20 protein-coding genes are annotated in these 18,022 nt (G+C 66.0%); 12 read left to right on the top strand and 8 right to left on the bottom strand.

What is annotated here, in order from left to right:
• Positions 1 to 90: 90 nt before the first annotated feature.
• The gene (gene cynS / locus LV476_RS01430) at positions 91 to 534 is read right to left on the bottom strand and encodes a cyanase (RefSeq protein ID WP_250072566.1); all 444 of its coding nucleotides are present in this window, start codon (positions 532 to 534) and stop codon (positions 91 to 93) included.
• Positions 535 to 901: 367 nt separating this feature from the next.
• Between cynS and LV476_RS01425 the strand changes: the two genes are divergently transcribed.
• The 6 genes from LV476_RS01425 (at position 902) to LV476_RS11260 (ending at position 5,953) form a co-directional block, all read left to right on the top strand.
• Complete coding sequence (locus LV476_RS01425; protein ID WP_250072563.1) at positions 902 to 1,465, top strand: OsmC family protein; 564 nt, start codon at positions 902 to 904, stop codon at positions 1,463 to 1,465.
• 104 nt (positions 1,466 to 1,569) lie between these two features.
• Entirely contained in the window at positions 1,570 to 2,721 is a 1,152-nt protein-coding gene (locus LV476_RS01420) for an acyl-CoA dehydrogenase family protein (RefSeq protein WP_250072561.1), read from the top strand.
• A gap of 5 nt (positions 2,722 to 2,726) precedes the next feature.
• Complete coding sequence (locus LV476_RS01415; protein ID WP_250072558.1) at positions 2,727 to 2,903, top strand: hypothetical protein; 177 nt, start codon at positions 2,727 to 2,729, stop codon at positions 2,901 to 2,903.
• The gene (locus LV476_RS01405) at positions 2,890 to 4,296 is read left to right on the top strand and encodes an FAD-dependent oxidoreductase (RefSeq protein ID WP_284047390.1); all 1,407 of its coding nucleotides are present in this window, start codon (positions 2,890 to 2,892) and stop codon (positions 4,294 to 4,296) included. The genes LV476_RS01415 and LV476_RS01405 overlap by 14 nt, the downstream gene beginning before the upstream one ends.
• A gap of 57 nt (positions 4,297 to 4,353) precedes the next feature.
• Entirely contained in the window at positions 4,354 to 5,214 is an 861-nt protein-coding gene (locus LV476_RS01400) for a sulfurtransferase (protein ID WP_250072556.1), read from the top strand.
• Positions 5,215 to 5,341: 127 nt separating this feature from the next.
• Positions 5,342 to 5,953, top strand: a complete 612-nt coding sequence (locus tag LV476_RS11260; protein WP_250072555.1) for a glutathione S-transferase family protein — start codon at positions 5,342 to 5,344, stop codon at positions 5,951 to 5,953.
• 25 nt (positions 5,954 to 5,978) lie between these two features.
• On the opposite strand, the gene LV476_RS01390 is transcribed toward LV476_RS11260, so the two are convergent.
• From LV476_RS01390 to LV476_RS01375, 4 genes are all read right to left on the bottom strand, one after another.
• Positions 5,979 to 6,863 carry a PA2778 family cysteine peptidase gene (locus LV476_RS01390; protein WP_250072553.1) on the bottom strand — a complete coding sequence of 295 codons (885 nt, stop codon included), beginning with the start codon at positions 6,861 to 6,863 and terminating at the stop codon, positions 5,979 to 5,981.
• 75 nt (positions 6,864 to 6,938) lie between these two features.
• On the bottom strand, positions 6,939 to 7,337 hold the full coding sequence (locus LV476_RS01385; protein WP_250072551.1) for a PA2779 family protein: 399 nt from the start codon (positions 7,335 to 7,337) through the stop codon (positions 6,939 to 6,941).
• A gap of 82 nt (positions 7,338 to 7,419) precedes the next feature.
• Complete coding sequence (locus LV476_RS01380; protein ID WP_250072549.1) at positions 7,420 to 7,818, bottom strand: PA2779 family protein; 399 nt, start codon at positions 7,816 to 7,818, stop codon at positions 7,420 to 7,422.
• A gap of 161 nt (positions 7,819 to 7,979) precedes the next feature.
• On the bottom strand, positions 7,980 to 9,650 hold the full coding sequence (locus tag LV476_RS01375) for a sigma-54-dependent Fis family transcriptional regulator (RefSeq protein ID WP_250072547.1): 1,671 nt from the start codon (positions 9,648 to 9,650) through the stop codon (positions 7,980 to 7,982).
• 256 nt (positions 9,651 to 9,906) lie between these two features.
• Here LV476_RS01375 and LV476_RS01370 point away from each other — a divergent pair, with 256 nt between their 5' ends.
• Genes LV476_RS01370 through LV476_RS01360 form a run of 3 tightly spaced genes read left to right on the top strand, consistent with a single transcriptional unit; the run spans position 9,907 to position 13,004 of the window.
• Positions 9,907 to 11,283 (top strand): ABC transporter substrate-binding protein, encoded by a 1,377-nt coding sequence (locus tag LV476_RS01370; RefSeq protein WP_250072544.1) that lies wholly within the window; start codon positions 9,907 to 9,909, stop codon positions 11,281 to 11,283.
• 3 nt (positions 11,284 to 11,286) lie between these two features.
• Positions 11,287 to 12,129 (top strand): nitrate ABC transporter permease, encoded by an 843-nt coding sequence (gene ntrB / locus LV476_RS01365; protein WP_250072542.1) that lies wholly within the window; start codon positions 11,287 to 11,289, stop codon positions 12,127 to 12,129.
• A 2-nt stretch (positions 12,130 to 12,131) separates the two neighbouring features.
• Positions 12,132 to 13,004: an ABC transporter ATP-binding protein gene (locus tag LV476_RS01360; protein ID WP_250072541.1), complete on the top strand. Its 873-nt coding sequence runs from the start codon at positions 12,132 to 12,134 to the stop codon at positions 13,002 to 13,004.
• Positions 13,005 to 13,066: 62 nt separating this feature from the next.
• Here the strand turns inward: LV476_RS01360 and LV476_RS01355 are convergent, their stop codons facing one another.
• The gene (locus LV476_RS01355) at positions 13,067 to 13,576 is read right to left on the bottom strand and encodes a macro domain-containing protein (protein ID WP_250072539.1); all 510 of its coding nucleotides are present in this window, start codon (positions 13,574 to 13,576) and stop codon (positions 13,067 to 13,069) included.
• A gap of 151 nt (positions 13,577 to 13,727) precedes the next feature.
• Between LV476_RS01355 and LV476_RS01350 the strand changes: the two genes are divergently transcribed.
• From LV476_RS01350 to LV476_RS01340, 3 genes are all read left to right on the top strand, one after another.
• The gene (locus tag LV476_RS01350) at positions 13,728 to 15,134 is read left to right on the top strand and encodes a M16 family metallopeptidase (RefSeq protein ID WP_250072536.1); all 1,407 of its coding nucleotides are present in this window, start codon (positions 13,728 to 13,730) and stop codon (positions 15,132 to 15,134) included.
• Entirely contained in the window at positions 15,127 to 16,488 is a 1,362-nt protein-coding gene (locus LV476_RS01345; protein ID WP_250072535.1) for a M16 family metallopeptidase, read from the top strand. Before LV476_RS01350 ends, LV476_RS01345 begins: the two co-directional genes overlap by 8 nt.
• A 91-nt stretch (positions 16,489 to 16,579) precedes the next feature.
• Positions 16,580 to 16,900 carry a hypothetical protein gene (locus LV476_RS01340; RefSeq protein ID WP_250072530.1) on the top strand — a complete coding sequence of 107 codons (321 nt, stop codon included), beginning with the start codon at positions 16,580 to 16,582 and terminating at the stop codon, positions 16,898 to 16,900.
• A 76-nt stretch (positions 16,901 to 16,976) separates the two neighbouring features.
• Here LV476_RS01340 and LV476_RS01335 read toward each other — a convergent pair whose 3' ends face one another.
• Together LV476_RS01335 and LV476_RS01330 are read right to left on the bottom strand one after the other, a co-directional pair.
• Positions 16,977 to 17,459, bottom strand: coding sequence for an MgtC/SapB family protein (locus tag LV476_RS01335; protein ID WP_250072527.1), 483 nt, complete (start codon positions 17,457 to 17,459; stop codon positions 16,977 to 16,979).
• Positions 17,460 to 17,481: 22 nt separating this feature from the next.
• Positions 17,482 to 18,012, bottom strand: a complete 531-nt coding sequence (locus tag LV476_RS01330; RefSeq protein WP_250072525.1) for a hypothetical protein — start codon at positions 18,010 to 18,012, stop codon at positions 17,482 to 17,484.
• Between the last annotated feature and the right edge of the window lie 10 nt (positions 18,013 to 18,022).

Raw genomic sequence — 18,022 nt, 5'->3', positions numbered from 1 at the left:
TGCCCGACGGAGTTCATCGCCGGGCAGCAAAAAGGGCGCGTATCGACGCGCCCTTTTTTTGTGCTGTCGACAGAGCCGACGCGAGCACCGTTACCAGGATTTGTAGGGCAGGAACTTGCCGTTCATGGTGATCACGACGCGATCACCGGCCGGGTTGGCCTCGCGATCGACGCCCAGGGTGAAGTCGATCGCACTCATGATGCCGTCACCGAATTCCTCGTGAACCAACTCCTTGATGGTCGGACCGTAGACGCCCATGACCTCGTAGATGCGATAGATCAGCGGGTCGGTCGGCACCGTCTGCTCCCAGGTCTTCATCGGGCAGGCCTCGATCGCGGCCTTGGCCTCGGCCGGCAGCTCCAGGATCGCGACCAGCTTGTCGGCGAACTCGGGCTTGAGGCTGTTCATGCCCAGACAGGCCGAGGTGACGAATGTCGGCGAGAGCCCCACGCCGCTCGCGATGTCGGCCCAGGACAGGCCCAGTGCGTCCTTCTTTTCCAGAATCAGGTCGGTCAGTGCTTGCTTGGTCATCATGGCGAATGCCTCCGCGGATTTTCATGGTTTGATGCCGGTGACGACCGGTTACGGCCGTCGCCTGACTCAAACCCGTATCAAGAAGCCTGCCAGACCGCTCGTTTCCTTGTATTTCAGTCTATTACCCTCTTCCACTCACACTTGACCCACCGCCAAACGGACATTGTCCGCCTCCCCGCTCCCCATCGATGGACATTGTCCGCCAATGCCCGCACCACCACGGGGCGCCCTGCACCCATGAACCGACGAAACGGCGTCACAGCGCGGTTTTCGATAGTTGGCACAGCCCCTGCAGTTCAGGAGGCGACGGCGGGATCGCTGCAGACGATCCCCGTCCCATTCAAGCCAACCATCGGAGTAACCATCCATGAGCACTGCAACCGCCCAACCCGTCGCCCCGTCCTGTGTCCGCCAGGCCCTCAAGGAAATCGATGCCGACGGCCTAAAGGCCCTGGGCGAGAAGGGCAAGGCCAACCCGGAGGCCATCGTCACGCTCAAGGCAAAGACCGTCTGCGAAGGCCGCTTCCGCAACCTGACCTACATCCGTGATCTGGATCCGGTCGTGGTGGACGAGCCGCCGCACCTGCTCGGTGACGACACCGCACCGAACCCCTCCGAGGCCACGCTGGCCGCCTTGGGCGCCTGTCTGGCCGTCGGGGTGCAGGCGAACGCCACCGCTCGCGGCATCAAGCTCGCCAAGCTCGAGCTTTCCATGGAAGCGGACATCAACGTCACCGCCGTCTGGGGCACGGGCGATCTCGACGAATCCAAGCCTCTGGGCTTCACCGCGATCCGCGTCTACTTCGACGTCGAGCCGGTCGAGCCGATTCCCGACGAGGAACTGCAGGACCTGCTGGATACCGCCGAGAAGTGGTCGCCGGTGGCTAACACCATGACCCGCCCGGTCGACCTCTCCTGCCACCTGGCCTGAACCGGACCGACGAGCGGGCGGCCGCTCCATCAAGGCTCACGACACCGCCCGCCTTGTCACCGACCCTTGCCCGGCCCGGCCGGGCCTCTTCCAGGAGGTGATTCATGACCCTTGTCACTCCCAACGACGTGGCGAGCCCGCATTCCCCATCGACGCCGCCGATACCGGCGTTCCTGCGCGAGGCGACGGCACCGGATCTCGATACCGTTATCCGTCGCGCCCTCAAGCCGCAGGTGATCGCCATCGACCATGGCGAGTACCCCGCCGACGTGCTGCACGAGCTGGGCGCCGCCGGCGCCTACCGCCATCACGTGGCATCCCAGAACCCCGATGGCATGGACATCGCCGCCGCCATCGATGCCATGGACCGCATCTCCGCCGAGTGCATGTCCACCGGCTTCATGACCTGGTGTCAGGATGCCGTGGCCTGGTACGTCGAGAACTCCGACAACCACTACCTCCGCGAGACCGTCCTGCCCAAGCTAGCCAGCGGCGAGCTGCTTGGCGGCACCGCCCTCTCCAATCCGATGAAGTACTTCGCCGGCATCGAGGACATCCTCCTGCACGCCGAGGAGACCGAGGACGGCTTCATCGTCAACGGCAACCTGCCGTGGATCTCGAACCTGGGCGAATCGCACGTGTTCGGCTCGATCTTCCGCGTCGAGGGCGACAACCCGCGCGACGTGATGGCTCTGATCCACACCGACATGCCCGGCCTCGAACTCAAGCAACTGGTGGAGTTCTGCGGGATGGAGGGCACCGGCACCTACGCCCTGTTCTTCGACAACGCCTTCATTCCCAAGCGCGACGTGATCGCCGACCCGGTCGGCCCGTTCCTCAATCGCATCAAGGCCGGATTCGTCCTGCTGCAGGCCGGCATGGCAACCGGCGTGATCGAGGGCTGCATCCGGCTGTGCGAGGACGTCGAACCACGCCTCGGCCACGTCAACTGCTACCTCGACGACCGACCTGAGGAGCTGCGCGAGGCGCTCGAGGATGCCCGCGCCCTGGTGCGCGAGCTGGCCGACGACGTCCACAACCCCGACCCGGCCTATTTCCGCCAGGTCCTCGAACTGCGACTCGCCGGCTCGGAACTGGCTCTGCGCGCGGCCAATAGCGCGATGCTGCACACCGGCGCGAACGGCTACCTGGCCGACGCCCCGGCACAGCGCAAGCTACGCGAGGCGTACTTCGTCGCGATCGTCACCCCGGCGATCAAGCACCTGCGCAAGGAGATCGAGTCGCTGATCGACTGAACGCCATGCCCTGCCCTACCCGCCAACTCGCGCTCCACGCCTGCCAGCTGATGCTGGTGGCCACCCTGCTGCTGCGGGCGGGACTGGAGTTGAACCAGGCGACCCGACCCAAGCCGGACCCGCGCTTCCCGGCCCTGACCGAACTGACCGAATCGAGAGTGACCCGCCATGAGCACATCTGACCAGGACATCCGCTGGATCTGCACCGTCTGCGGCTGGATATACGACGAGGACGAGGGCGACCCGGACAGCGGCATTGCCCCCGGCACCCGCTTCGATGACATCCCCGACGACTGGTACTGCCCGCTCTGCGGCGTCACCAAGGCCGACTTCATGCCCCTGCACGAGTACGCCGCAAAGCGCGCGGCCGAGGCCGACGCTCCGCGTCCCCGTGCGGCCCGCGGCGGTGTCGGTGGTCCGGATGCGGTGGTCATCGTCGGTGCCGGCATTGCGGGCTGGACCGTCGCCGAGGAACTGCGCGCCCGCGATCCCGATCGGCCGATCACCCTGATCAGCAACGACGAGGCGGCCGCCTACACCAAGCCCGGCCTGTCGATGGCGATCGGCCTGGGGCGCGCACCGGCCGAGCTGATCGAACAGAGCGGGCCGGCGAAGGCGGCCGAACTGGGCATCACCCTGCAGCCCAATACCGCCGTGATCTCGCTCAATCTCAAAGGCAAACGCCTGCTGACCACGCGCGGTCCGGTTCACTACGGCGATCTGGTCCTCGCGCTCGGTGCCCGACAGCGCTTCCGCGCCTTCGACGGCGACGCGGTCGGCCGGATCACGCGACTCAACCACCTGGCCGCCTACCGGCGCCTACGCGATCGTCTCGACGGCGAAAGCCGGCACGTGACCCTGATCGGTGCCGGCCTGATCGGCGTGGAGCTGGCCGAGGATCTGACCGCCGGAGGCCATCGGGTCACGCTGCTGGATCTGGGCGAACGGGTCCTCGACCGCCTGGCCCCGGCCACACTGGGAACCGAACTGGGCGATCACCTGGCCGCCAAGGGCGTCGATTTCCGCCCGCACGCCAGCCTCAGACGCCTCGACCATCACGACGGGCGGCTGAAGATCACGCTCACCAACGGCGGCGAACTGATCACCGACGAGGTCATCTCGGCGATGGGGCTGGTGCCCAACACCGATCTCGCCCGACGGGCGGGACTGGTCACCAATCGCGGCATCGTGGCCTCCGCGCAGACGATGCAGACCAGCGACAGCCACGTCTACGCGGTGGGCGACTGCGCCGAGATCGGGGGGCGAAGCTACTTCTTCATCGAGCCGATCCGTCGCATGGCACAGAGCGCGGCGGCCCATCTTGCCGGCGGATCCGAGCCGTTCGACCACCGCCCGGCCGCGATCCGGGTGAAGACCCCGAGCCTGCCGATCATGCTGTGCCCGCCGGATCGCAACCGCGCCGACCTCGGCCACTGGGCGGCACGCCCCGTGGCGGACGGGCAGCGCAACGACTTCTTGAGCCGCGGTGAGCTGATCGGTTACGCCCTTTCCGGCCCGGCGGTCAGTGAACACGAATCGCTTTACCGGGATGTCAGCCGACATGCCGGCCAGTGAGGCCGAATCGCCGACCTCGTCCCTGCCCCGTTGGGGCACCACCATCAGGAGCGCCGCATGAGCAACCCCGTCATCGAACCCACCGAACTACAGCAACTGATCCAGACCACGCCGCATGTCGTGATCGACACACGCAATCCGGAGGCCTATGCCGCCGGGCACCTGCCGGGTGCCGTCAACATCCCGGAAATCTTCACCTTTCTCGCCAACTCGACCCCCGAGGGGCTCGCGGAACTGGAAACACAGTTCAGCGAGAAGTTCGGCGCCGCGGGCCTTGACGGCGAGAAGGTCGCGGTCCTCTACGAGGATGCGATGGACACGGGCTTCGGCCAGTCCTGTCGTGGACTGTTCCTGCTCGAGCATCTCGGGTACCCGAAGGACAAGATCCGCATCCTGCATGGCGGCTTTCAGGGATGGGTCGCCGCGGGGCTGCCAGTGACCGACGACGTCCCCTCACCCACCCCGGCCACGTTCCCGCTGGACACCGGCGCGAGCGACGTGATGCTCGACAAGGATGACGTCCTGGCCGCCCTGTCCTCGGATCACGTCACGCTGCTCGACGTGCGCGACGTCGACGAATGGGTTGCCGAGAGCTCCTCGCCCTACGGCAGGGACTTCTGCCCGCGCAAGGGACGGCTGCCCGAGGCCGTCTGGATCGAGTGGTACCGCTTCATGAAACCGGGCGCGGTCGCCCGCTTCAAATCCCCCACCGAAATCCGGGCCGAGTGCGACAGTGTCGGCATCACGCCGGACTCGGAGGTGTATCTGTACTGCTTCAAGGGCGCGCGGGCGTCGAACACCCTGGTTGCCCTGCGCTCGGCCGGCATCGAGAAGGTCCGCCTCTACTTCGGCTCGTGGAACGAATGGTCGCGCGATCCGAGTCTGCCGATCGAGGAAGGCCTGCCCTACGTGGCCTGACATACCACCTTCCCGTCCTGAGGAGCCCGGCATGCCGGGCTTTTTTTCAGGGCCGCCACGTTTTCGCTTGAACTCGCCTGCGGACTGGAGGACAAACGACTAACGCCGCCACCTCGGAGACTTCATCGTGCATTCGCTCACCCTCTACGACTTCCCGCTATCCGGTAACTGCCACAAGGTGAGGTTGCTGCTCTCGATGCTGGGCATGGACTATCAACGCGTCACGGTCGACGTGGTCAACAACGAAACCGCCTCGCCCGAATTCACCCGCATCAACCCGCGTGGGCAGGTGCCGTTCCTGGTCGATGACGATGTGCGAATCTGGGACTCGATGGCGATCCTGGTCTACCTCGCCCGGCGCTACGGCAGCCGGGACTGGCTGCCAGACGATCCCGCGGACGAGGCGCGCGTGATGCAGTGGGTGGCCGTGGCCGGGGACGAGCTGCTCTACGGGCTGGCGCGGGCACGGGCGGTCTGGCGGCTCAAGCGCCCCTTCAACCGGGAACAGTGCCAGCAGGAAGGTCGCCAGGGACTGGCGCTGATGGAATCGCGGCTGGCTCACGCCGACTGGCTGGCCGGCAAGCGCGCCACCATCGCCGACTTGGCCTGCTACCCCTACGTGGCCCTGGCCGACGAGGCAGGTGTGTCGCTCGAACCCTACCCCGGCGTGCGTGCCTGGCTGTCACGCGTCGAGGCCCTGCCCGGCTGGGTGCCGCTCCTCGACGAGGACGCCGGGTAGCCGCCAAGGGGGCCGGATGCAGCGGTCAGGAACCGTCTAGAAGCTCCTCGGCACGCTCCTTCAACGGCCCGGGAATTGCCGCGGCACGCTCGATGGCCCCGCGCGCGGCCTCGCCCTCCCCGAGCGAACGCAGCAGCAGACCGAGGTTGAGCCAGGCGGCAGCAAATCCCGGATCGGCTTCTGTGGCACGACGGAATGCCGTGACCGCATCGCGCGACTCGCCACTCGCTACCAGGGCATTGCCCAGCCCGAACTGCGCCAGGGCGAGATCAGGACGACGTTCGGCCAACGCCCGCCATGCCGGTAGCGCCTCCTCGCTGCCCTGCACCGACTCGAATGCGGCCACTGCCTGGGCCGCGGGGCGCCCCACCGGGGAGGCGGGGAGCTCGCCCGGTGGCAAGGCGACAAATGCCCAACGATCGGAACGCGCCCAGGTGTTGTCGAAGCGGCCCATCCCCATTTCCATGCGCGGCGTCTCGCCGCTATGCAGGATGAGGCTCTCCTCGTCGAGGTCATAGCCGATGACCACCGCGTAGTGCCACGCGGGCCACCAGGGCAGCGACAGGTTCTGCAGTACGGCAACCGGGTGCCCGGCTGCCGTTTCGGCGATGAGCCAGTCCGTCGTGCCCGGAATGACGTACGGCACCAGCCCGTGCCGGCGCGTCGTCGCCAGCATCTCCGGCTGCACGCTGCCCTCGCGTCCGGGCAGGAAGACCTGCGGGATCAGCTCGTCGACCTCCGCCGGACGGTCAGCCTCCGCCAGCAGCATGGCTAGAGTGGCCGGCCCGCACTGGTAGTCGCGCTGGCCGTGGAACGGCACGTCCTCGATGACGTGGCGCTCGGGCACCGCCGTGCGCGTCTCCTCGGACAACGGCGGCGTCGTGGCACAGCCGCCCAGCAGAGCGGCCATCCCCAGAAATAGGAAAGCGCCCGTCCAGCGGGCGCTTTTGAACAGTCGAGTTCGCATGCTTGCGATAGCCCGTTATCAGTTGGTGAACGGGAAGACGTTGGTCAGGCCCAGCAGGTCGGTGACCAGCAGGATGACGAACACGGCGAACAGAACGCCGACGACGCTGCTCGCGCCGGCAGGCATCTGATCGAGACGTTCGTTCATCTGCTGCACTTCCTGGTCGGAGAGTGCCGCAACACGCTGCTCGACCTCGGCCGGATCGACGCCCTGAGCGACCAGCTGGTTACGCACGTCGTCACGGCTCAGCAACTCGGCGATGCGCTCACGATCGGCAGACGCCTGATCGGCACTCATCGCTTCCTGGGTGGTGACCATCCCGTCGACCACGGCAGACGGTGCGGCCATCGCCGGCATGCTGCCCATGGTGAACGAAGCGATCACGAACGGAGTGACAATTCGAGCAACTCGTTTCATGGTGAAATCCCTCTGGGTTGAAGACAGGTTCGGGCCGACGCCATTGGCGACCGCCGGCCGAGCATGATCGCGACTCACGCGATCAACGGGTGAACGGGAAGACGTGGGTCAGACCAGCGAGGTCAGTCATCAGCAGGATCAGGAACGCCACGAACAGCGCGCCAACCACGGCATTGGCACCGGCGGGCATCTGGTCGAGACGTTCGTTCATCTGGCGCACTTCCTCGTCGGAAAGTGCCGCAACCCGCTGCTCGACCTCGGCCGGAGCGACGCCCTGCGCGACCAACTGATTGCGCACGTCATCACGGTTCAGCAACTCGGCGATGCGCTCGCGGTCGGCGCTTGTCCGGTCGGCGCTCATTGCTTCCTGGGTGGTGACCATCCCATCGACCACGGCAGACGGCGTAGCCATCGCCGGCATGCTGCCCATGGTGAACGAGGCAATCACGAACGGACTGACGATTCTGGCGACTCGTTTCATCACGTATCCCTCTGGTTGGTTCCACATTCGGCCCGGCGAACCGGGCTTTCCTTTGGTTCGTTCTATTGCTGGCCCGGAAGACCGGACTCCCCTTAGTGTAGGCAAGACACTGGAGGTTCAATCGAACCGCTGGATCGAGGGTCGTTGTGGGGCTGCCCGTTTCAGGTGGGTCGCAGGCCGAGCTTGTCCAGCCGATAGCGGAACTGCCGGGGCGTCATGCCCAGCCGGGCGGCCGCCTGCGTCTTGTTGCCGCCGGTCTGATCGAGCGCCTGCAACAGGGCCTCCGACTCGTCCTCTCGCACCCAACGATAGCTCCGTGCCGGGGGCGTTCCCGACCCACCCGACGCCCCGGCGGTGGCCGTACCGGCTTCTCCCCACACGGGCGCATCTGCCGGACGAGGGGCCGGTTCGGCAGCGGGTCGCGGCGCGGCGCCGGCTTCGAGGTGATCGGCCACGTGCGACTCGTGGGTGAGGATCAGTTCGATGTCGGCAACGGTGATCCAGCCGTTCTGTGCGACCAGCACCGCCCGTTTGATCACGTTCTCGAGCTGACGGATGTTCCCCGGCCAATTGTAGGCGGCCAGCCGGTCGAGCACGCCGGCCTCGAAGGCCGCATTGCGGTCGAATTCCTGGCTGGCCACCTGCAGGAAATGCCGGGCGAGCAGCTTCACGTCCCCCTCGCGCTCGCGCAACGGCGGCAGGTGAATGGGGAAGACATTGAGGCGATAGAACAGGTCGATGCGGAAACGGCCCTGATTGACCGCCTCCTGCAGGTTCTTGTGGGTCGCGGCGATGATGCGCACGTCCACGGGAATGTCCTTGGTGCCGCCAACGCGGTGGATGGTCTGCTTCTCCAGCACGTGCAGCAGTTTCGACTGCAGATCGAAGGCGAGATCGCCGATCTCGTCGAGAAACAGCGTGCCGCCCGATGCCAGCTCCACGCTGCCCTTCTTCGCGCTCACCGCACCGGTGAACGCGCCCTTCTCGTGACCGAACAGCTCGGATTCAAGCAGCTGGTCGGGAATGGCCGCGCAGTTGATCGCAATGAACGGCCCGTCGCAGCGCGGGCTGGTCAGGTGCACCATGCGGGCGAAGCGCTCCTTGCCGGTACCCGACTCGCCGTTGAGCAGCACCGTCGCCTGGGTGGGCGAGACGTGCAGCGTCTGGCGCACGGCCTGGCGCAGTGCCGGGCTCTCGCCGAGGATGCCGTGTGCACCCTCCTGGCTGGAAGAAAGCGCCTGGCGCAGCGTCTGGTTTTCCTGCGCCAGCGCGGCGGTCTGCTCGCGGATCAGGTCGTCGACCTTGAGGACACGCGCAATCAGGGCGGCCATGATCCGCAGCAGGGTGATATCGCGGTGCAAAGGCCGGTGACGCTCGCGGATGCGGTGTGCTCCCAGCACGCCCATCGGCTGATCCTCGTTGAGGATTGGCACGGCGAGAAACGCCACCGTCTCCGGCGGCAAGGCATCGCGGTCGACCGCCCGCGTCAGGTAAACCGGCTCCTCATCGATATCCTGGACCACGGCCACCTGGCCGGTACGCATCACCCGCCCGGTCACGCCCTCGCCCACCCGGTAGCGCCCGCGCTCGCGCTCGGCGGCCACCAGGCCGTAGGAATAGCGGATCTCCATGAACTCGCCGCTGGCATCGGGCAGCACCACCCGGCCGCGGTTGAGCCCCGTGATCTGCGAGAGCAGGCGCAGCATGCGGCCGATCACGGTATCGGGATCGTTCATGTGCGAGAGCTGCTGCGTCGCCTCGTGGACGACCAGCAGTTCGGCATCGGCGCTGTCGGCACGCGACGGACTGGCAATGGGGGCGGCTTGGGGCATGGCGGGCACTCCGGTTCGGTGATACCGGCATGACTGCAAGAAGCAGGCCTGCGACTTTGTCTGCCATTGGCGGGCATTGTGCAGCGATCGGCCGCGAACGCGCGCACCAGAAGCGGGACGCATGGCTGCGGCACGCCTCATCGTGGTGCGAAAAGTGGACAATTGCGGCAAATTGGAGCCGATTAAGCAAGAACGCGTGGCATGGCACGGCATCTGCAACTCCATGGTCGTCACTCACCGACCGAGAGCGAAAACCATGTCCGCATTCGATAACCCGTTCGATCCCAACAAATCCCTGCACCGCGGCTGCACCTGCGGCAAGCACGCCAGCCAAGCCGACCACAATGCCGCGCTGGCCGCCAGTCCGAATCCGACGGACGAGGAAGCCGCCCTGAATCGCGCCGTCGAATCCTCGGTCATGCGATCGCTGTTCCCGGAAGACCGGACTCGTCGCAATTTCCTCAAGGCCGTGGGCGTGAGCACCGCGATGGCCGCTGTCTCGACCTTCTTCCCGATGGCCGCCGCCAAGGCCGTGGCCGCCGATCCGGTCGGCCCGCTGGAGAAGAAGAAGCTCAAGGTCGGCTTCATTCCGATCACCTGCGCCACCCCGATCATCATGGCCCACCCGATGGGCTTCTACGAGCGAGAAGGGCTTGATGTCGAGGTGGTCAAGACCGCCGGCTGGGCGCTGATCCGCGACAACGTCGCAAACGGCCAGCTCGACGCCTCGCACATGCTCTCGCCGATGCCGATCTCGGCCTCGCTGGGCATCGGTGCCCGTCAGCAGGACACCTACGTCGCCACCATCCAGAACATCAATGGCCAGGCGATCACGATGCACAACAAGCACAAGGAGAATCGTGACCCGAGCAACTGGAAGGGCATGACCTTCGGCATCCCCTACGACCACTCGATGCACAACCTGCTGCTGCGCTACTACCTGGCCGAGCACGGTGTCGACCCGGACAAGGACGTCAAGCTCAAGGTCATCGCCCCGCCGGAGATGGTCGCCAACCTCAAGGCCGGCAATATCGACGGCTTCCTCGGCCCCGAGCCGTTCAACCAGCGTGCGGTCTACGAGGGCGCCGGCTTCATCCACGTGCTCTCGAAAGACCTCTGGGACGGCCACCCCTGCTGTGCCTTCGGCGCGACGAAGAGCTTCGTCGAGGAGAACCCCAACACCTTCTCCGCGCTGTTCCGCGCCATCGCCAGCGCCACGGTCTACGCGCACAAGAAGGAGAACCGGCCCGAGATCATCGACGCGATCGCGCCGGCCAACTACCTCAACCAGCCGAAGATCGTGCTCGACCAGGTCATGACCGGCCGCTACGCCGACGGCCTGGGCAACATCATCGAGGAGCCGGAGCGCGCCGATTTCGACCCGTTCCCGTGGGAGTCGATGGGCGTGTGGATCCTCACTCAGATGAAGCGCTGGGGCTACATCAAGGAAGACATCGACTACGCCGACATCGCCGAGGACATCTTCCGTGCCACCGACGCCCGCAAGCGTCTGGCCGAGATGGGCCTGCCGGTGCCGGAGGTCAACAGCAAGAAGCACACGATCATGGGCAAGGTCTTCGACCCGACCACCCCGCAGGCCTACCTCGAATCCTTCGAGATCGGGAGGAGCTAAGCCATGAGCCAGTCAATGACCTTCCGGGCCAGCATCGTCTCGATCCTGATCCTGCTGGTCTTCCTCGGCGCCTGGTGGGGGGCCACCCTGCCGACCCAGGTCGACCTCGGCGACATGGATCCCGAGTACGCCAAGATGATGGGCCTGGACACCGTCCAGGAGTCCGACATCCCCACGCCCGGGGATATCGGCTCGGCCATCTGGACGCACCTGTCCGACCCGTTCTACGTCGCCGGCTCCAACGACATGGGCATCGGCATCCAGCTGGCCTACTCGCTCTGGCGGGTGCTGGCCGGCTTCGCGCTCGCCGCGCTGGTCGCCGTGCCGCTGGGGTTCCTGATCGGCATGTCGCCGCTGATGCGCAAGGCCCTCGACCCGTACATCCAGGTGATGAAGCCGATCTCGCCGCTCGCCTGGATGCCGCTGGCCCTGTACATCATCCAGGACGCGTCGATCTCCTCGATCTTCGTGATCTTCATCTGCTCGATCTGGCCGATGCTGGTCAACACCGCCTACGGCGTCGCCGCGGTGCGTGACGACTGGCTCGCGGTCGCCAAGACGCTGGAAGTCGGCCCGCTGCGCAAGGCCTTCAAGGTGATCCTGCCGGCCGCCGCGCCGACCATCCTCACCGGCATGCGCATCTCGATGGGCATCGCCTGGCTGGTCATCGTCGCCGCGGAGATGCTCGTCGGCGGCACCGGCATCGGCTACTTCATCTGGAACGAGTGGAACAACCTCGATCTCGCCAACGTGATCTTCGCCATCCTGCTGATCGGCGTGGTCGGCATGATCCTCGACCTGATCTTCGGCCTGCTCGGCAAGGTCGTCAGCTATAAGGAGGTCTGAGCATGACTACTCCCGCTTTCATCCAGGTCGACAACCTGGAACGGACCTTTCCCGGCCCGATGGGCCAGGATCCGGTCACCGTCTTCCGCAACCTCAACTTCACGATCGAACAGGGCGAGTTCGTCTGCCTGATCGGCCACTCGGGTTGCGGCAAGTCCACCATCCTCAACATCCTCGCCGGGCTGGACGAGGCCTCCGCCGGCTACGTGTTCATGGAGAACAAGGAAGTGACCGGCCCGGGGCTCGAGCGCGGGGTGGTCTTCCAGGGGCACGCCCTGATGCCGTGGCTGACGGTGCGCGAGAACGTCGCCTTCGCGGTCAAGTCGCGCTTCAAGGACAAGTCCCGGGACGAGATCAACGCCCATGTGGAGAAGTTCGTCGACATGGTCGGCCTGTCGCACGCGATCGACAAGAAACCCCATCAGCTCTCCGGCGGCATGCGCCAGCGGGTCGGGATTGCCCGCGCCTTCGCCATCGAGCCGAAGATGCTTCTCATGGACGAGCCGTTCGGGGCGCTGGACGCGCTCACCCGCGGGGTGATCCAGGACGAGCTGCTGGAGATCTGCCGGGCAACCGGCCAGACGGTGTTCATGATCACTCACGACGTCGACGAGGCGATCCTGCTGGCCGACAAGATCCTCTTGATGACCAACGGTCCGCTCGCCGAGGTGGCCGAATGCGCGGAGAACCCGCTCACCAAGCCGCGATCACGCCAGGAGATGCACCACGACGCGCACTACTACCCGTTCCGCAACCACCTGATGGACTTCTTGGTGAACGGGCCGAGCACCGCCTACGCGGACAAGCTCGAGGGCGACGCCCCGCCACCGGTGGAGGCACCCGCCGACGGGCCGCGTCACGTGGTCAACGGCTGACCCCAGCCCCAACACGACACGACAATCCGGCCCCCGCGGCCGGATTTTTTGTGCAAGACGCACTAGCCCTCGCGCACCTGCCGGGCGACGGTCTCGACGGTCTGCTGGTCCTCGGGGCGGTAGACGATCAAACGCACCTGCTTGAGACGGCGCGGCCGGTACGCGGTGATCTCCTCGAGAATCAGGCGCGCGCCGGTGGCCAGGTCGAAGCCGGCCACTCCGCAACCCAGCGGCGGGATCACCAGCGAGCCGCAACCGAGCTCGTCGGCCTTCTCGAGCGTGTTGCGCACCGCGTCACGGATACTATCCTCGGTGGCGCGACCGTCGCCGTAGTGAGGCATCGCCGCGGCATGGATCACCCAGCGGGCCGGGAGGTCGAAGGCGTCGGTCACGGCCACGCCGCCGAGTGGCACCGGGCCCTGTGCCATCGCCTGTTCGTTGATGGGGCCGTTCGCCCCCTCGCGCAGCGCCCCGGCGACTCCGCTGCCCATCGCGAGCGACGTGCCGGCGGCATTGACCAGACAATCCGCTGCCTCGCTGGCGATATCACCTTGTATGATCGTGAAGTCCATGATCCCCTCCGGGATGTGATGTCCCCGGAGTCTGGACCCCGGAAGCCCGGAAGTGAAACCGGAGGGGATCCTTTCGGTCGTATTCGGGTCGAGCCGGCTCGTTTTCGATCCGGTCCCGACGACTCAACTCAACCATCGGTAGCCGACACGCATGCATCGAGGACGCCCCCTGGCGGCGCTTGCCGCCCTGCTCTCCCTGCTGGCCTCACTGGCCGGGCCCAATGCCCTGGCCGCCAACGCGACCACAGACGTCCACGAAGCCACCCTGGACAACGGTCTCAAGGTGCTGGTGCTGCCCGACGACCGGGCGCCAGTCGTCACCCACCAGATCTGGTACAAGGTCGGCTCGGCGGACGAGCCCGGCGGCATTACCGGCATCGCCCACATGTTCGAACACATGATGTTCAAGGGCACCGAAAAGCTCGACCCGGGCGAGTTCTCCGAGATCATCGCGCGCCTCGGGGGCGACGAGAACGCCTTCACCGGCCGGGATTTCACCGCCTACTACCAGACCCTGGCCGCCGGCGAACTCGAAACGATGATGCGCTGGGAGGCCGACCGGATGGCCAACCTCGCCCTCGATGCCGAGGAGTTCGCCCGCGAGAAGGAAGTGGTCAAGGAAGAGTGGCGTTCACGGGTGCGTGACAACCCCACCGCTCGGCTCGACCAGCTTCTCTACGCCACCGCGTTCACCAGCAGCGGCTATCACCACCCAGTGATTGGCTGGAAGACGGACATCGATGCCTACACGATCGACGACCTGCGGAACTGGTACCAAACGCACTACGCGCCCAACAATGCCACGTTGGTCGTCGTCGGCGACGTCGATCCCGAACAGGTAATCGAACTGGCGCGCCGCCACTACGGTCAGGTCGAACAGCGCGACCTGCCGCCGGCCAAGCCGCGCGAGGAGAAGGCCCAGCACGGCACCAAGCGGGCCAGCCTGATCATCCCGGCCAAGCTGCCGCACCTGTCGATGGGCTACAAGGCGCCCTCGCTGGTGACCGCCGAGGATCACAAGACCGCTTACGCACTCGCCGTGGCCGCCGGCATTCTCGCCGGGGATTCCGGAGCCCGCCTGAACAACGACCTGGTCCGCGCCGGCAAGCTCTCGGCCGCCTCGGCGGGCTACAACCTCAACGCGCGGGAGACCACGCTCTTCACCCTCGATGCCACGCCGCGCGAGGGCCAGTCGCTCGACGAGGTCGAGACGCTCCTGCGCGAGCAGATCGAGCGCCTGAAGAACGAGCCGGTCGGCGAGGACGAGCTCGATCGCATCAAGGCCCAGGTGGTCGCCTCGGACATCTACGAGCGTGATTCGCTGTTCTACCAGGGCATGACGCTGGGCATGTACGAGACAACCGGCCTCGACTACCGGCTAGCCGACCAGTTCGTCGAAGGCATCCGCGCGATCACGCCCGCCGACGTGCAGGACGTGGCCCAGACCTATCTGCGGGACGAGACACTCACCGTGACCACTCTCGAACCGCAGGCGAGCGGCGGCCAGCCGGCCGGTTCGACCCCCAGCCAGACCACCGGAGGTGCGACTCGTGACTGACTCCTCCCGCCAGACCCTGCGACTGATCCCGGTTCTCGTCGTCGCCCTGTTCGCCAGCACGAGCGCACACGCCGAGAGCGTGCTGCCGCTGCAAACCTGGGAGACGGACAACGGCGCGCAGGTGCTCTTCTACGCCACCGACACCCTGCCGATGGTCGATGCCCGCGTGATCCTCGATGCCGGCAGCGCCCGCGACCCGGCCGACAAGGCCGGCACCGCGAGTCTGACGGCAAGCCTGCTCGAGGAAGGCACCACCAAGCGTGACGCCAAGGCGATCGCCGACGGCTTCGCCCGCGTTGGCGCGCAGTTCTCCGTCAGCGCCAATCTGGAGTCCACCGCCGTCAGGCTGCGCAGCCTGACCGAGTCGGACTGGCTCTGGCCGGCCGTCGACCTGATGGCGGAGGTGATCGCCGAACCGGCCTTTGCCCCGGACGACGTCGAACGCGAGCGCGAGCGCCAGCTACGAGCAATCGAGGCGCGCCAGCAGTCGGCCTCATCGGTGGCTCACGATGCCCTGCGGCGCGCCGCCTTCGGAGATCATCCCTACGGCCACCCGACCCAGGGCAGCCCGGACAGCGTCAAGGGCATCAACCGTGACGACATGCAGGCCTTCCACGAGCGCCTTTTCGTCGCGCGCAACGCCATCGTGGTGATCGTCGGCGACCTCGACCGCAAACAAGCCGAACGGCTCGGCGAGCGTCTCACCGCCAAACTCCCCGCCGGCGAGGCCCCGGCCGCACTGCCGTCGGTGCCGCCAATCGAAGAATCGAAGACCGTAAGGGTCGACTTCCCGTCCGAACAGTCGACCGTCCTGATGGCCTTCGACGGGATTCCGCGCAAGCACGAGGATTACCAGCCACTGAACGTGGGCAACCATATCCTCGGCGGTAGCGGCTTTGCCTCGCGCTTGATGTCCGAGCTGCGCGAGAAGCGCGGTCTGGCCTACAGCACCTACAGCTACCTGATGCCGTTGCGCGCCGGGGGCCGCTTCGTGATGGGTATCCAGACGCGCAGCGACCAGGTCGAGCATGCCCTGTCACTGATGACCGACGAGTTGAGCGACTTCATCGGGGACGGGCCGGACGAGAAAGAACTCGCCGACGCGCAGGCGAACCTGATCGGTGGTTTCCCGATGCGGCTGAACAGCAACAGCAAGATTACCGAGCAGATCGGCGCCCTTGCTTTTCTCGGCCTGCCGCTCGATTATTTCGATCGCTACACGGATCGCGTACAAGCCGTGGAGGCCGGGGAAATCCAGTCCGCCTTCGACCGGCACATCGAACCCGAAAGGCGCATCGTGGTCATTGTCGGGCCAAAGGGTGAAGAGAATTCGGCCCGGCACGACGACAACTAGCGGGGAACTTGCCCGTAAAACGGCAATCGAAACGCACTGAAACGCCGGAAGAGGAAGCCCCGGCTGACAAACCCATACCGGAGAAACATTCATGTCAGTACGTATTCCAACCCTGTTGGCCGCACTGATTCTGCCTGCCACCGCTGCGATGGGCGGAGACCTGCACAAGGATGCGGCCATTGGTGGCGCTGTCGGCGGTGCACTGGGCGGCGTTGTCGGTGCCGAAGTCGGTGGTCGCGAAGGCGCGATCGTCGGTTCGGGCATCGGTGCGGCTGCCGGCACGGCCGTGACGACCCGCGATTACGACGATCACGATGGCCATCGCTATCGCGAGCGGCACTACCACGAGAACCGTCACTCGCATCCGAGCCGGTTCTGTCCACCGGGACAGGCCAAGAAAGGCCGCTGCTGATCCGGTATCAAGTAAGCGAAAACAGAAACGCCCCCGGACATAACCCGGGGGCGTTTTTCGTTGGTGGGCTATCCCGTCAGTCGTCTTGACGGGATGCCCTGTCGCTTTCCTTCTCGGTGTCCCGCCGTTCCCCGTTTATGACCGGCTTGGCCGACGAGAGCAGGCGCAAACTGACGAACGTCACCACAGAGAGCAGCAGGGCGACCTCGAAGTGATTCCAGGCCACGGCAACGCCAATCCCGCCGGTCGCCCATAGACTGGCCGCCGTGGCCGTGCCGGTGGTGTAGTCCCTGTTCTTCAGGATCGCCCCACCGCCAATGAAACCCATGCCGGTGATGATCCCCTCGAAGACCCGCGCCTCGGCCGTGCTGGATTCGAGCACATTGATCCCCAGCAGCATGTACGCGCAGCTGGCGACTGCCACCAGGGGAAAGGTCCGCAGACCCGCGGAGCGCGAATGCCGCTCGCGTTCGAAGCCCACGGGAAGCGCCAGCACGTAGGCCGCGGCCAGAAAACTTAGGTTCCAGTAGACCGAGGACCAGTCGATGTCGAATGTCATTCGGCAACTCCCCGGTGACTGATTAGAGCGACCCGCTCACTCGATTCGAGCGCTCCCGAAGGAGCTCTTCGGCACGATGCTTCTCGTCCTCGTCGTGAGCGTGAGCGACGACCGTCCACTCGCCGTGCGTCGTCGCGTGCCGGGTCTCAACGACCGACCGCTCATGATCCAGTCGGACAGTGACCACACCGGCACCGATCATGCCGATCAGGCCACCGATCACGGCCAGAATACCGTACACCCAGCCCGGCCGGGTCTGCGCGAAATCGAACCCTGCGCCCACCAGAATGCCGGCCAGGATCAGGCCGACGACCGCACCGATCACGGCAAGCCCTGCGTGGGAACGAAGAAGGGTCCGGAAGATATCGGACGACTCCGGCTCCAGCTTGGCCGCCCACTCGGGGTCGTTCGGCTCGACCACGTCGATCTGCTCATTCGAAAGGCCGCCCTTGGCCGCCAGCGCGATCGCCGCGTCTCGGGCCCCTTGCTCGTCGTGAAAGACGGCATCGACCACGTGAGGAAAACGTTCGCTGATCATTTCGGCATGTCCCATGACTCACCCT

This window comes from Guyparkeria hydrothermalis (genome assembly GCF_023555385.1).
In the GTDB taxonomy this organism is placed as follows: domain Bacteria; phylum Pseudomonadota; class Gammaproteobacteria; order Halothiobacillales; family Halothiobacillaceae; genus Guyparkeria; species Guyparkeria hydrothermalis_A.
The sequence above is the reverse complement of the archived record's forward strand: the minus strand, read 5'-3'. Positions and strand labels throughout refer to the sequence as shown.

Coding starts and splice junctions, on each gene's coding strand:
- LV476_RS01415 (WP_250072558.1), top strand. CDS start 2,727: ATGCCCTGCCCTACCCGCCAACTCGCGCTCCACGCCTGCCAGCTGATG.
- LV476_RS01375 (WP_250072547.1), bottom strand. CDS start 9,650: ATGCCCCAAGCCGCCCCCATTGCCAGTCCGTCGCGTGCCGACAGCGCC.
- ntrB (WP_250072542.1), top strand. CDS start 11,287: ATGAGCCAGTCAATGACCTTCCGGGCCAGCATCGTCTCGATCCTGATC.
- LV476_RS01360 (WP_250072541.1), top strand. CDS start 12,132: ATGACTACTCCCGCTTTCATCCAGGTCGACAACCTGGAACGGACCTTT.
- LV476_RS01390 (WP_250072553.1), bottom strand. CDS start 6,863: ATGGCCGCTCTGCTGGGCGGCTGTGCCACGACGCCGCCGTTGTCCGAG.
- LV476_RS01385 (WP_250072551.1), bottom strand. CDS start 7,337: ATGAAACGAGTTGCTCGAATTGTCACTCCGTTCGTGATCGCTTCGTTC.
- LV476_RS01370 (WP_250072544.1), top strand. CDS start 9,907: ATGTCCGCATTCGATAACCCGTTCGATCCCAACAAATCCCTGCACCGC.
- cynS (WP_250072566.1), bottom strand. CDS start 534: ATGATGACCAAGCAAGCACTGACCGACCTGATTCTGGAAAAGAAGGAC.
- LV476_RS01355 (WP_250072539.1), bottom strand. CDS start 13,576: ATGGACTTCACGATCATACAAGGTGATATCGCCAGCGAGGCAGCGGAT.
- LV476_RS01425 (WP_250072563.1), top strand. CDS start 902: ATGAGCACTGCAACCGCCCAACCCGTCGCCCCGTCCTGTGTCCGCCAG.
- LV476_RS01380 (WP_250072549.1), bottom strand. CDS start 7,818: ATGAAACGAGTCGCCAGAATCGTCAGTCCGTTCGTGATTGCCTCGTTC.
- LV476_RS01400 (WP_250072556.1), top strand. CDS start 4,354: ATGAGCAACCCCGTCATCGAACCCACCGAACTACAGCAACTGATCCAG.
- LV476_RS01330 (WP_250072525.1), bottom strand. CDS start 18,012: ATGGGACATGCCGAAATGATCAGCGAACGTTTTCCTCACGTGGTCGAT.
- LV476_RS01340 (WP_250072530.1), top strand. CDS start 16,580: ATGTCAGTACGTATTCCAACCCTGTTGGCCGCACTGATTCTGCCTGCC.
- LV476_RS01405 (WP_284047390.1), top strand. CDS start 2,890: ATGAGCACATCTGACCAGGACATCCGCTGGATCTGCACCGTCTGCGGC.
- LV476_RS01350 (WP_250072536.1), top strand. CDS start 13,728: ATGCATCGAGGACGCCCCCTGGCGGCGCTTGCCGCCCTGCTCTCCCTG.
- LV476_RS01420 (WP_250072561.1), top strand. CDS start 1,570: ATGACCCTTGTCACTCCCAACGACGTGGCGAGCCCGCATTCCCCATCG.
- LV476_RS01335 (WP_250072527.1), bottom strand. CDS start 17,459: ATGACATTCGACATCGACTGGTCCTCGGTCTACTGGAACCTAAGTTTT.